The organism is Zobellella aerophila, assembly GCF_039539325.1.
Taxonomy (GTDB): Bacteria; Pseudomonadota; Gammaproteobacteria; order Enterobacterales; family Aeromonadaceae; genus Oceanimonas; species Oceanimonas aerophila.
The window spans coordinates 123,445-135,949 of record NZ_BAABCX010000003.1 but is presented as its reverse complement, the minus strand read 5'-3'; the positions used below and the strand labels follow the sequence as shown (position 1 = coordinate 135,949).

The 12,505-nt window shown below is 53.7% G+C and carries 11 protein-coding genes and 1 pseudogene; 7 read left to right on the top strand and 5 right to left on the bottom strand.

The genetic code is table 11. From position 1 onward, the window contains the following. The first annotated feature begins 6 nt into the window (after positions 1-6). The 5 genes and pseudogenes from ABD806_RS12150 (at position 7) to ABD806_RS12130 (ending at position 5,970) form a co-directional block, all read left to right on the top strand. Positions 7-1,611, top strand: a complete 1,605-nt coding sequence (locus tag ABD806_RS12150; RefSeq protein WP_344958322.1) for a gamma-glutamyltransferase family protein — start codon at positions 7-9, stop codon at positions 1,609-1,611. A gap of 261 nt (positions 1,612-1,872) precedes the next feature. After that, positions 1,873-2,024 (top strand): annotated as a pseudogene (locus tag ABD806_RS12145) (transposase); the annotation flags it as partial. Positions 2,025-2,283: 259 nt separating this feature from the next. Further along, positions 2,284-3,168, top strand: a complete 885-nt coding sequence (locus ABD806_RS12140) for a LysR family transcriptional regulator (protein WP_344958320.1) — start codon at positions 2,284-2,286, stop codon at positions 3,166-3,168. A gap of 762 nt (positions 3,169-3,930) precedes the next feature. Further along, on the top strand, positions 3,931-4,914 hold the full coding sequence (locus ABD806_RS12135) for a DUF1852 domain-containing protein (RefSeq protein WP_344958318.1): 984 nt from the start codon (positions 3,931-3,933) through the stop codon (positions 4,912-4,914). 27 nt (positions 4,915-4,941) lie between these two features. Further along, a complete protein-coding gene (locus ABD806_RS12130) occupies positions 4,942-5,970 on the top strand; it encodes a methionine synthase (protein ID WP_344958316.1) in 1,029 nt (342 codons plus the stop codon). A 561-nt stretch (positions 5,971-6,531) separates the two neighbouring features. On the opposite strand, the gene ABD806_RS12120 is transcribed toward ABD806_RS12130, so the two are convergent. The 4 genes from ABD806_RS12120 to ABD806_RS12105 form a co-directional block, all read right to left on the bottom strand. After that, on the bottom strand, positions 6,532-6,654 hold the full coding sequence (locus ABD806_RS12120; protein ID WP_344958314.1) for a hypothetical protein: 123 nt from the start codon (positions 6,652-6,654) through the stop codon (positions 6,532-6,534). 84 nt (positions 6,655-6,738) lie between these two features. Continuing rightward, positions 6,739-7,281 carry a 1,2-dihydroxy-3-keto-5-methylthiopentene dioxygenase gene (locus tag ABD806_RS12115; protein ID WP_344958312.1) on the bottom strand — a complete coding sequence of 181 codons (543 nt, stop codon included), beginning with the start codon at positions 7,279-7,281 and terminating at the stop codon, positions 6,739-6,741. A 2-nt stretch (positions 7,282-7,283) separates the two neighbouring features. Beyond that, positions 7,284-7,970 carry an acireductone synthase gene (gene mtnC, locus ABD806_RS12110; RefSeq protein ID WP_344958310.1) on the bottom strand — a complete coding sequence of 229 codons (687 nt, stop codon included), beginning with the start codon at positions 7,968-7,970 and terminating at the stop codon, positions 7,284-7,286. Next, positions 7,967-8,581: a methylthioribulose 1-phosphate dehydratase gene (locus ABD806_RS12105; protein ID WP_344958308.1), complete on the bottom strand. Its 615-nt coding sequence runs from the start codon at positions 8,579-8,581 to the stop codon at positions 7,967-7,969. Before ABD806_RS12105 ends, mtnC begins: the two co-directional genes overlap by 4 nt. Positions 8,582-8,967: 386 nt before the next feature. On the opposite strand from ABD806_RS12105, the gene ABD806_RS12100 reads away from it, so the two are divergent. Continuing rightward, positions 8,968-10,113 (top strand): pyridoxal phosphate-dependent aminotransferase, encoded by a 1,146-nt coding sequence (locus tag ABD806_RS12100; protein WP_344958306.1) that lies wholly within the window; start codon positions 8,968-8,970, stop codon positions 10,111-10,113. Continuing rightward, entirely contained in the window at positions 10,101-10,871 is a 771-nt protein-coding gene (locus ABD806_RS12095; RefSeq protein WP_344958304.1) for an amidohydrolase, read from the top strand. The genes ABD806_RS12100 and ABD806_RS12095 overlap by 13 nt, the downstream gene beginning before the upstream one ends. Positions 10,872-11,480: 609 nt before the next feature. On the opposite strand, the gene ABD806_RS12090 is transcribed toward ABD806_RS12095, so the two are convergent. After that, positions 11,481-12,500: a substrate-binding domain-containing protein gene (locus ABD806_RS12090; protein WP_344958302.1), complete on the bottom strand. Its 1,020-nt coding sequence runs from the start codon at positions 12,498-12,500 to the stop codon at positions 11,481-11,483. Positions 12,501-12,505: the final 5 nt, after the last annotated feature.

Below are 12,505 nucleotides of genomic sequence, written 5' to 3'. Positions count from 1 at the left end.
TAACGGATGAAAAATGATGCTCTCTTTTATCCATCCCCCTCTCGTCGAATGGTTACCTATGGTCAGCGAGGAATGGTAGTTACCTCTCAATCGTTAGCCGCTCAAGTAGGAATGGATATTCTTAAGCAGGGAGGAAATGCTATAGATGCTGCGGTCGCTACCGCTGCTGCTCTTACAGTGGTTGAACCTACCTCCAATGGAATTGGTGGTGATGCCTTCGCAATTGTCTGGGTCAATGATGAATTGCATGGTCTGAATGCCAGCGGTCCAGCACCGAAAAGTATTTCACGGGAGGCGGTTCGTGCCTTAGGCCATGAAAAGATGCCAACCCATGGCTGGATTCCCGTTACAGTTCCAGGGGCGCCGGCTGCATGGGCAGCCTTGTCCCAACGTTTCGGTAAGTTGCCTTTCAAACAGCTTCTTGCTCCGGCCATCGACATTGCTGAACAGGGCTTTCCTATTTCACCCGTGGTTAGCCAGATGTGGGAAGAGGCACATGCGGCCTATAGTGCTTACGATGATGCCGTATTCAGACCTTGGTTTGACACATTCAGTATCGATGGACGAGCCCCACGTATAGGTGAAGTATGGAAAGCCCCCGATCATGCCAACACATTACGTGCGATCTCAGAGAGTCACGCCGAAGATTTTTATCATGGCAAGCTGGCCGCCAAAATTGCTGCCCATGCGGCTGAGCATGGTGGCTTTTTACGCGAGAGCGATCTGGCCGCCTTCAAAGCTGAGTGGGTTGAGCCTGTGAGTGTCAAATACCGTGGTTATGACATCTGGGAAATGCCTCCCAATGGTTCCGGCATGATTGCCTTGATGGCATTGAATATGTTGGAGGGCATGAACGCTTCCAATGACGAAGTGGAAACATTACATCGGCGTATCGAAGCCACCAAGCTGGCCTACGTGGACGGCTTTCGCTACATCACCGAACAGGAACATATGCAAGTCGATTTGAAGGAACTACTTTCCCCCCATTACGCTCTGCAGCGTAGTGCAGAGATCGGTGACAGAGCCCTGCATCCTCAACCAGGAGACCCCATCCAAGGTGGAACCGTCTACTTGGCCACTGCCGATGCCGATGGGAATATGGTTTCTTTTATCCAGAGCAACTTTAAAGGTTTTGGGTCTGGAGTGGTCGTTCCCGGTACAGGTATCAGCCTGCAAAACCGTGGGTGGTCATTTTCCCTGGATGCAGAGCACGTGAACTGTTTGGAACCGGGGAAGCGGACATATCACACGATTATCCCCGGGTTTATTACCCGCGATAACCAAGCCGTTGGTCCCTTTGGTGTTATGGGTGGTTTTATGCAACCACAAGGTCATGTGCAGGTCATCACAAGCATGCTGGACGAACATTACAATCCGCAGGCGGCGCTCGATGCGCCTCGCTGGAAATGGACTGAAGGAAGAACCGTTGAAGTTGAGCCCCATTTTCCTGATCATCTTGCACAAGCGCTTATGCGTAGAGGCCATAATGTCATAAAACGCACAGATTCGCTGAGCTTCGGTCGAGGCCAGATTATCTTGCGTGACTCAAAGAGCGGAACACTTTGTGCCGGGACCGAACCTCGTACCGACGGTGCGGCCGTCGCTTGGTAATAGTTTATTTGTGACGTCCAAGTCAGCCATTAAGGTTAAACACTATTTTTTGAAGGGCGGCTGACGACACAACTGCAACCAATGGCGAAATGTTCCCACTTTGCAATAAGTGGGAACGTTTTTTGTTATTCTAATTTCCGGCTGTCAATGGGCACCGGAGCGGGCGCAGGTGTTCAACCCTGCCTTCGATGTCACTCCGGCCAGCTTATCAGTGGCCGGGTGCCGGCACCGGCGTGGTCACCCCGCAGCAGCATCTGTAAGCGCAAGCATGGCAGGACAAGCGCCGTGTCTGGCGTAAGTTGCACCTTGCTGTCGATGCGTACACCCACAAGGTCATCGTTGCTGAAATCAGCCTGGAGAATGCGGCGGATAACGAGGTCTTGCCCACCTTGCTCAACCCCCTTCAACGCCGGTCAAGCCTCGGCGACGTGAAGGTCATGAACAAAGTCATCGGGCTCGGTATGCCTGTTCGTCAGCCGACCAGTTAAAGGCATCTACCCCAATGGGGATAGACTGTCCCGGCTCTGCTTTGATCAACAACGTCAATTAGTTTGCATCAAAAATACTTCTAGATATGCATTGACGACATTTAAACAATGAAAATAATGATATATTTTCAATAAATCATGAATTATATTCATATTATTAAGTGCTAAAGACCGGAGTTAAGTTATGTTGGAGCGGTTTCACCTTGAAGTACTGGCAGCAATAAAAGAGCAAGGAACCTTAACCCAGGCTGCTGAATCGTTAAATTTAACCCAGTCTGCATTGAGTCATAGCATTAAAAAATTAGAAGGCCAGATCAAAACACCTGTTTGGCAAAAAGAAGGTAGAAACTTGTGCCTTACCAATGCAGGTGAACAAATTTTGACTCTTGCCAATCGGGTATTGCCGCAATTTCAACACACTGAACTTCTATTGCGTCAGATAGCGAAAGGCGAAATGGGTTCACTTCGCATCGGCATGGAATGCCACCCTTGTTATCAATGGCTGTTAAAAGTGATTGAACCTTATCTTGAAAAGTGGCCAAACGTTGACATTGACGTGAAGCAGGAATTTCAGTTCGGTGGTCTAGGCGCCCTGCATAGCTACGAAATAGATATCCTCGTCACACCTGATCCCTTGTATAAACCTAAGGTGACGTTTATACCGGTATTTGACTATGAACATAGACTCGTCGTTTCGGCATCTCACCCCCTTGCCATACAAAACTCGATCATGCCTGAACAGCTAAATGAAGAAGTTTTATTCAGCTATCCGGTAGAGCCTGCGCGGCTGGATATTTACAGTCAGTTTTTAAACCCCGCAAAATGCACGGTCAAAAAACACAAGACCATCGAAACGACGGAAATCATGTTGCAAATGGTGGCAGCAGGCAGAGGCGTCTGTGCATTGCCTGGTTGGTTAGTGGATGAATTCGCCAAAACAATGGCTATTAAAAGCCTCCGGTTCGGTAACCATGGGATTAGAAAACAGATCTTTTTGGGAATGCGAAAAGGCGAAGAACAGATTAATTACCTGAGTGATTTCATTGCTCAGGCTCAGCACATCAGGTAATTACTCAGTCTTGCCTTTAAATAACTGATACAAATACCGCTACATTTCGAGACAGAAGTCAGGATTCGATTAGCAGACCCTCCGCGCCAGGGATGGCGCGGCGGAGCCCCCAAGGATGGGTTTACGGCGTGTCTGCGTTCGATCCTGATTTCTATAGCACAATTAGGAACAGTTATTTAAACTCACACATCTTTTCACTAATACAGCTGCTGCTACTGTCAGGTGGCGTTGTTTCCTATACAGTGAACTATCTGTCTCCGCTATGATCTGATCAACCGACGAACGGACTCAGGCATAAAAAGATAAGTAAAGCACGGCACAACATCGGCAACTGTCTGCAATACAACCTGACCTTGGTCAATCGCAGTTTACTGACCTTTCGGATGGATGAAGAGGCTATCCGGCAGTGATACTGCCATTTTTCAGCTGATAGACGTACCCTGACCCGCCGGGATACAGCTGCATCTGCAAGTGCACCCACACCGTAAATGTGGCATACCGCTTGACCGCTGGCTTACAACGAATCATGAGCTTTGTTCATGTTTTTATGAAATGAAATCATTATTTTTCATGTAACCATCCCTGTATAACATATCTACGCTTAGCTCTAGACATCTGGACTTCTAGATAACATTGCCATTGATTGTTAATTAGACAAAACCAGGAAGGACTGTGCCGCTTGGCGATGAAAAAATAAGTAAGCCCAGAAATAGCAATAAATAAATTCAGATTTTATCTCGGAAAATTGGATGCCAGATCACGATGAGTAACGACTTTACATTTGCTATAAACAGCATTGGTTTCGATGAAAATTATCAGCCCTCAGACAATACGCGTATTACTACCAACTTTGCTAATTTGGCTAGAGGAGAGAGCCGCCAAGAGAACTTGCGCAACGCCTTAAAGATGATTGACAATCGTTTCAATGCCTTGGCGCATTGGGATAATCCCAAAGGAGATCGTTATTCTGTCGAACTTGAAATAATTTCCGTTGATATGGATATTGATAATGAAGGCAAGGGTCATACCTTCCCTACGATTGAAGTATTGAAAACGAATATTGTTGATCACAAAACTAACAAACGTATTGAAGGTATTGTAGGAAATAATTTTTCCTCTTATGTGCGAGATTATGATTTCAGCGTATTGCTGTTGGATCATAATAAGAATCAACCAAAATTCAGCATTCCAGATAATTTTGGCGATCTGCATGGAAAACTCTTCAAGTGCTTTGTGAACTCAGATGCCTACAAACAAAACTTTATTAAACCCCCTGTTATCTGTCTCAGTATTTCGGATAACAAGACCTATTATCGGACTGAAAATCAGCATCCCGCACTGGGTGTTGAATACCAGCCAAATGAATCATCTTTGACTGAGCAATATTTCAAAAAAATGGGGTTGGAAGTCCGCTACTTTATGCCGCAAAATAGCGTTGCTCCTCTGGCTTTTTATTTCTTTGGTGATTTGCTTAATGATTACAGTAATCTTGAGCTTATAAGTACCATCAGCACGATGGAAACTTTTCAAAAGATTTACCGACCTGAGATTTATAATGCTAACGCTGCAGCAGGAAAGTGCTATAAACCAAGCTTGAAGAACCTGGATCATTCATTAACTCAAATCATTTATGATCGAGAAGAACGTAGCAAGTTAGGTATTAAGCAGGGTAAATTTGCTGAGAAGCATTTCATCAGGCCATACCAATCTATTCTTGAGCAATGGTCTGCCAATTGCGCTTTATAATTAACGGGAATGTAAAAAGGTATTTTCATGAAGAAATTATTACCCACTTCAACTGCGGGCAGTTTACCCAAACCTTCTTGGCTTGCACAACCTGAGACACTTTGGTCACCTTGGAAATTGCAAGAAGAGGAATTGATTGATGGTAAACACGATGCTTTACGTGTGTCGTTGCAAGAGCAGCAACAAGCAGGTATTGATATTGTCAGTGACGGCGAGCAAACGCGCCAACATTTTGTGACTACGTTTATTGAGCACCTTAGCGGTGTTGATTTCGAAAAACGTAAGACTGTTAAAATTCGTGATCGCTATGATGCGAGTGTACCGACGGTCGTTGGCGCAGTAAGTCGCCACAAGCCGGTTTTTGTTGAAGATGCCAAGTTTTTACGTCAGCAAACCAAGCAACCCATTAAATGGGCGCTGCCAGGCCCCATGACTATGATAGATACGCTTTATGACGACCACTATAAAAGTCGCGAAAAACTAGCCTGGGAATTCGCCAAAATACTCAATCAAGAAGCCAAAGAATTAGAGGCAACTGGTGTTGATATTATCCAATTTGATGAGCCTGCATTTAATGTGTTTTTTGATGAGGTAAATGATTGGGGGATTGCAGCTTTAGAAAGAGCCATTGAAGGCCTTAAATGTGAAACTGCTGTACATATTTGCTATGGTTATGGCATCAAAGCCAATACGGATTGGAAAAAGACGTTGGGTTCTGAGTGGAGACAATATGAAGAGGTCTTTCCCAAACTGCAAAAGTCTAATATCGATATTATATCCTTAGAATGTCACAACTCTCGTGTCCCAATCGAACTGCTTGAACTCATTCGAGGTAAAAAGGTGATGGTAGGGGCCATTGATGTTGCAACCAATAGCATTGAGACGCCAGAGGAAGTAGCCAATACTCTGCGAAAAGCACTTGAGTTTGTAGATGCCGACAAGCTCTACCCTTGTACCAACTGTGGCATGGCACCCTTATCTCGTCGGGTAGCAAGAGGCAAGCTAAATGCCTTAAGTGCAGGTGCAGAAATCCTCCGCAGAGAACTCTCGGCCTAGGGCGTTGTTTCCTAAATCAGTGAACTATCTGTCTCACCCATGACCTGATCGCCTGACGAATGAACTCAAGAGCAGACAGATGGCCAAAGCGCGGCACAACATCAGCAACCCGCCCTCATGCTCAAGGTCTTCTTTGGCCTGTCACTGCGGGCACTGGAAGGATTCATTAACTCCATTCTTCAGTTGATGAATGCCGCTGATCTCGCCCGGTTACAGCAGTAACAGCAAGCGCGCCCAGAGGGCAGACGTGGCTTTTTACACGAGAGCGATCAAGCGCTTATGTGTAGAGGCCATAATGTCATAAAACGCACAGATTCGCTGAGCCTCGGTCGAGGCCGGATTATCTTGCGTGACTCAGAGAGCGGAACACTTTGTGCTGGGACCTAGCCCCGTACCGACGGCGCGGCCGTCGCTTGGTAATAGTTTATTTGTGACGTCCAAATCCACTATTAAGGTTCAACACTATTTTCTGAAGTACGGCTGACGACACAACTGCAACCAATGACGAAACGTTCCCACTTTGTAATAAGTGGGAACGTTTTTTGTTATTTTTATTTTCGGCTACCAATGGGCACCGGAGCGGGCGCGGGTGTTCAACCCCGCCTTCGATCTCACCCCGGCCGAGCTTATCAGTGGCTGGGTGCGGGACACCGGCGTGGTCACCTCGCAGCAGGTTGAAACCATCGGTGTCATTTCTCCATGGCGTGTCGGCGGAGGCGGCCCTGTTGCCGCCTCTCTACGGTTACGGCAGATCGCCTGTGAATGCTATCAATCCAGCTTGGGAAAGCCGTCGGCGATGCCGTCACCGGTGAACTGGGCGACCCAGCCTTCCGGATTGTTGAACAGGCGGATGGCGGTGAAGCGCGGGGCCGAGCCCATATCGAACCAGTGGCGGGTGTTGGCCGGCACCGAGATCAGGTCATGCTTCTCGCACAGCACCTGATACACCTTGCCCTCGATATGCAGACAGAACAGCCCGGCCCCCTCCACGAAGAAACGCACTTCATCTTCGCCATGGGTGTGCTCGGACAGGAATTTCTCGCGAAACACCGCCCGATCCGGATGCTCCGGCTGCATGCTGACCACATCCCAGCTCTGATAACCGGCCATCGCCACCAGCCGATCGATTTCGGCCTGATAGGCGGCCAGGATGGTGGCGTTATCGGCATCGGCGGCCAGCTCGCGGTCGGCCCGCCAGCGTTCGAAATTCACCCCGATCTTCGCCAGTTCGGTGGCGATAGCGGCGCCATCCCGGCTGGAAAACAGGGGCTGGGCCGGGTTGTTGTCGGCAAAAACGGTTAAGACACTCATGGTCACTCCTTGGCTGTCAGGCTGATTTCATCGAAACGGCTCACCTGATGGTGATGGCTGGCGGGGTCCGGCTCGCCGCGGATCAGCTGGCAGGTTTGCATGCCGGCGGCTTCGGCGGCATCCAGCTCCTGGTGAATGTCCGACAGGAACAGGATCGCGTCAGCCGGCAGCGCCAGCTCCCACACTATGGTCTGATAGGCCCCGACTTCCCGCTTGGCGCCGATCTTGGTATCGAAATAGCCGCTGAACAACGGGGTCAGATCCCCCGCCTCGCTGTAGCTGAACAACAGCTGCTGGGCCGCCACTGAACCGGACGAATAGACATAGAGACGAATACCGGATCTATGCCAGTCTTGCAGGCAGTTGACGGCGTCCTCATAGATATGACCCTTGAAGTCGCCGTTCACATAGCCGTGGCGCCAGATCATGCCCTGCAAGGCCTTGAGCGGGGTGGCTTTGCGGTCTTCGTCTATCCAGCGCCGCAGTTCGGCGATCACTTCGTCCAGCGAGGCCCGGGGCCGGCCCATCTCGGCGCGGACATCATTGAGCAGCACCATGACTTCCGCATCATGGGCGGTCGCCTGCACGAAGTCGGCCATCCGCTCCCGGGCATAAGGAAACAGCACCTGGTGCACGAAGCGGATATCGCTGGTAGTGCCTTCTATATCGGTAACTATGGCTTTAATCACTTTGCCTCCAGCAGTCTGCGGGTCAGTTCGCATTGAAATAAAAACTCCAGCCCGTCCAGGTGGCGGCGGGCCTCGGCCACGGTGCGGCCGAAACAGTACAGGCCGTGGCCGCGCACCAGGAAACCGTAGGCCAGCGGCTGACGCCGATGGTGATCCGCCACCCGCATGGCCAGGGCGTCGATGTCCTGATCGTTATCGAAAATCGGGATCTGCACCGTACCCAAGTGAGTCTGCTGACCGGACAGGGACTTTTGCATCTCATAGCCGTTCAGCGCCAGCGCCGCCCCCTTTTCTGCCCGGGACAGCACGGTAGCGTTGACCGAGTGGGTATGCAGCACCACCCCTGCCTCCGGCAACAGCCGGTAGATCAGGGTGTGCAGACCGGTTTCGGCGGACGGACAACGACCATCGGCCACGCCGTTGTCGGCCAGGCGCACGGTCAGAAAATCCGCTTCGCTCAGACTGCCCTTGTCCTTGCCCGATTCGGTCACCAGGCAGGTTTCGGCGTCCAGCCTCTGGGACATGTTACCGCCGGTGGCCGGGCACCAGCCCTTGGCGCCAATCCAATGACAGGCGGCCACCAGCTCGGCCAGCCCGGAGGGATACAACATAATGATTTCCTTTATATAAACAGCGATGGCCGAAGGAGGGGGAGGGCTGGCTGCACACCGACGCGCTGCGGGTCAAGGCCACCTGCACTTTACGCCTGCTGCGAACATTCACCGGATGTTCGGTCAACCTTAAAGTTTGGTGCAGGCAGCAAGCTGCCCCATGTAAGCTCGACCGCACCACTGACCGCCAAGGATGGCGGAAATGTCGAAAATGCAGGAGCATTTTTCGACCTTGGCGCGGACGGTCGGCTTAACAGCCAATCCATCCCCTCTATATAAGCAATCTGAGTCCGGCTGTTTAGACGTTTAACCGTCCAAGTGTCTCGATTGCCAAATCCTAACACTCTGCTATAGTGCCGGGCAACACGCCGAGCGAGGAGCCCTAGATGAACCTGGAAAGCAAACTGCCCGATCTGGGCACCACTATCTTCACCCAGATGAGCGCATTGGCGGCCGAGCACCAGGCCATCAACCTGTCCCAGGGCTTCCCCGACTTCGATGGCCCCGCCTACCTGAAAGACAGACTCAATTACCATGTCGCCCAGGGCGCCAACCAATACGCACCCATGACCGGAGTCCCGGCGCTGCGCCAGGCCATCGCCGCCAAAACCCAGCAACAGTATGGCATATCCGTCTGTGCCGACAACGAGGTCACCGTCACCGCCGGCGCCACCGAAGCCCTCTATGCCGCCATCACCGCCCTGGTGCGTGCCGGGGACGAGGTGGTCTGTTTCGATCCCAGCTACGACAGCTATGCCCCCGCGGTCAGCCTGGCCGGTGGCAAGCTGGTTAGGTTGCAATTGAATCCACCTGCATTCAAGGTGGACTGGTCCGCCTTTCGCGCCGCCCTGAGCCCGCGCACCCGGCTGGTGATCATCAACAGCCCGCATAATCCCTCCGCCACCCTGTGGCAGGCCGACGACTACAACCAGCTGTGGCAGGCCATCGCCGACCGGAACATCTTCGTGCTCAGCGACGAAGTCTACGAGCATATCTGTTTCACCGCCGAGGGCCATGTCGGCGCCCTGGAACATCCCAACCTGCGGGAGCGGACCATCGCCGTGTCCTCCTTCGGCAAGACCTTCCACATGACCGGCTGGAAGGTGGGCTACGCCATCGCCCCCGCCGCCCTGAGCGCGGAGCTGCGCAAGGTGCACCAGTATCTGACCTTTTCCATCAATACCCCGGCCCAGCTGGCGCTGGCGGATATGCTCAACGCCCATCCCGAGCACTGGCAGCAGTTGCCCGCCTTCTACCGGGCCAAGCGGGATCGCTTTGCCAAGGCACTGGCGGGCAGTCGCTTCACCGTCCTGCCCAGCCAGGGTACCTACTTCCTGCTGGTCGATTACAGCGCCATCAGCGAGCTGGACGATGTGGCCTTCGCCCGCTGGCTGACCGAGCATGCCGGCGTCGCCGCTATTCCGCTGTCGGTGTTCTCGGCCGGCCCCTTCCCCCATAAGCTGGTTCGGCTATGCTTTGCTAAGCAAGACGCCACTCTGGATGAAGCGGGAGCCCGTTTATGCCGACTCTGAATCTCAGCCTGCTGCAGCAGCCGCTGCACTGGCACGACGGCCCAGCCAACCTGGCCCATTTCGACGGCCTGCTAGCCCGGCTGCATGATCAGGATTTGATCGTATTGCCAGAAATGTTCACCACCGGCTTCGCCATGGACGCCGCCCGCCATGCCCTGCCGGAGAGCGAAGTCTATGACTGGCTGTTCGACCATGCCCAGCGCCTGCATGCCATGATCGGCGGCAGCGTGGCCCTGCAGACCGAGCAGGGCGCGGTCAACCGCTTTATCCTGGTCGATCCGCACGGCGCCGTTTACCGCTACGACAAGCGCCATCTGTTCCGCATGGCCGGCGAGCACGAGGTCTATCAGCCGGGCGAGCGGCGGCTGGTGATCGACTGGAAGGGGTTCAGGATACTGCCGCAGATCTGCTACGATCTGCGCTTCCCGGTCTGGTCCCGCAACCGGGGAGACTATGATCTGGCGCTCTATGTGGCCAACTGGCCGGCCCCCCGCGCCCACCACTGGACCAGCCTGCTGACCGCCCGGGCCATCGAAAACCAGGCCTTTGTCGCCGGCTGTAACCGGGTCGGCCACGACCACAACGGCCTGAGTTACAGCGGCAACAGCCTGATCATCGATCCCCAGGGCGGCATCCTGGCCAAGGCCGACGCTCACCAAGCCGCCGTTTTGCAGGCCAGCCTGAGCCTGACCGAGCTGCGCGACTACCGGGAACGCTTCCCGGCCTGGATGGATGCGGACGACTTCCGGCTGGAGTAGGCAGCCCCGCAGGAAGCGCTTCCCGGGCTACATAGAATAAACGCGGACGATTTCCGGCTGGAGTAGACATACCCGGGGCTGTGGGAGCGGCGACCCCGCCGCGAAGACGAGAGCCGCAGTCCCTCATCGCCCAGAGGTCGGGCTCCCACAAAGACTGTTGGAATAGAGAGGAGGGTCAGGTAACAAAAAGGCTCGTCCTCAACAAATCTCAATAACACCCAACTCAAATAAAAACAGCCCTACAGGGAGCACCTGTGGGGCTGTTTTTATTTCCCCCTCGATCAGCAATATAAAGGGTACCTCGAGGCTCCTGTCGTTCAGTTAGCGTAAGGTGCCAGTCAGGATAAGGTTTCCCACGCTAATACGCCGCAAAATATGACACTCGTCGTTTCAGCCTGCTGCGAACATGCACAGAATGTTCGGTCAGGCTGAAACCACTTGTCACGGCGAGTAAACTCGACCCCTGAGGGCTAGGCGGCGCCATCTGACCACCATGGATGGCGGAAATATCGAATATGCAGGAGCATTTTTCGACCCTGACGCCAACGGTCGGCTTGAAAGCCAATCAATCTCCTTAACTGACCGGCATGATGCTTCGGCCCTTGTTCATTACCGCTTGGGCAGCCGCATCCACTCGGGATTCGCCACCTCGGCGTGGGCGAAGGCGGGCAGCTTTTGGCCCAGCTGCTCCATGTTCTGGATATCCTGCTCGTTGAGCAGCTGCTGGGTGATCAGGGTCGGCGGCACCAGCACCTGCCGGCCCGGGTTTTCGCCGGCCAGCAGCATGGCCAGGGCCCGCACGCTCACCTCGCCCATCACCGCCGGATTGGTGCCGGCGGTGGCCACCCAGGGGCTGCCCGGCTCGCGCATGGCCTGGATATCGGCGGTGGAGATATCGGCACTGTAGATTTTCACATCCTGGGCCAGGCCGGCTTCTTCCAGGGCGATCTTGGCGCCCTTGGCGAATTCATCGAAGGGCGCCAAGATCACGCTGATGGTGGGGTTGGCGCGCAGCACAGCGGCCGCCTGATCCGCCACCGAATTGGCGATGGGGTTGTTGACGGTGCCGAAGCGGGCCACTTCCCTGATACCGGGATAGGTTTGCTTGTATTCACTGAAGACCGCATCACGCCGCTCCAGGGGCGGGAAACCGGACACATAGACATAACCCACATCGAATTGCTCACCCTGGTCGGCCACCGCCTGTTCCAGCGCCAACCGGGCCAGCTCCGCATCGGACTGCTGGATCTGGGGAATCGCCTCGTTTTCCGCATCCACATCGAAGGCTACCACCTTGATGCCGGCATCCACCGCTTCGGCGGCCTTGTCCTTGATACTGTCGGTAAAGCCGTGCTGCAGCAGTATGCCGTCGAAGCCCTGCAGTATCGCCTGGTCCAGCATGTCCCGCTGGCGGGCCGCGTCCTGGCGGGCATCGAACACCTGCAGTTCCAGACCCAGCGCCTCGGCCTGGGCCTCGACCCCGGCCAGATAAGCCTGGAAGAAGTCCCCCTGGGAGATAAAGCGCACCAGGGCAATTCTCTTGTTTTCCAGCCCGGCCGGCAATTCGGCCGCCTGGGTCAATGCCGGCAGCAGCAGGGCCGCGGCAGCGAGGGGTTTCCACCAATTCATCATCT

Excerpts from the sequence above, each read along its gene's own strand:
- ABD806_RS12150 (WP_344958322.1), top strand. The coding sequence starts at position 7 with ATGAAAAATGATGCTCTCTTTTATCCATCCCCCTCTCGTCGAATGGTT.
- ABD806_RS12140 (WP_344958320.1), top strand. The coding sequence starts at position 2,284 with ATGTTGGAGCGGTTTCACCTTGAAGTACTGGCAGCAATAAAAGAGCAA.
- ABD806_RS12135 (WP_344958318.1), top strand. The coding sequence starts at position 3,931 with ATGAGTAACGACTTTACATTTGCTATAAACAGCATTGGTTTCGATGAA.
- ABD806_RS12130 (WP_344958316.1), top strand. The coding sequence starts at position 4,942 with ATGAAGAAATTATTACCCACTTCAACTGCGGGCAGTTTACCCAAACCT.
- ABD806_RS12120 (WP_344958314.1), bottom strand. The coding sequence starts at position 6,654 with ATGGTTTCAACCTGCTGCGAGGTGACCACGCCGGTGTCCCGCACCCAG.
- ABD806_RS12115 (WP_344958312.1), bottom strand. The coding sequence starts at position 7,281 with ATGAGTGTCTTAACCGTTTTTGCCGACAACAACCCGGCCCAGCCCCTG.
- ABD806_RS12105 (WP_344958308.1), bottom strand. The coding sequence starts at position 8,581 with ATGTTGTATCCCTCCGGGCTGGCCGAGCTGGTGGCCGCCTGTCATTGG.
- ABD806_RS12100 (WP_344958306.1), top strand. The coding sequence starts at position 8,968 with ATGAACCTGGAAAGCAAACTGCCCGATCTGGGCACCACTATCTTCACC.
- ABD806_RS12095 (WP_344958304.1), top strand. The coding sequence starts at position 10,101 with ATGCCGACTCTGAATCTCAGCCTGCTGCAGCAGCCGCTGCACTGGCAC.
- ABD806_RS12090 (WP_344958302.1), bottom strand. The coding sequence starts at position 12,500 with ATGAATTGGTGGAAACCCCTCGCTGCCGCGGCCCTGCTGCTGCCGGCA.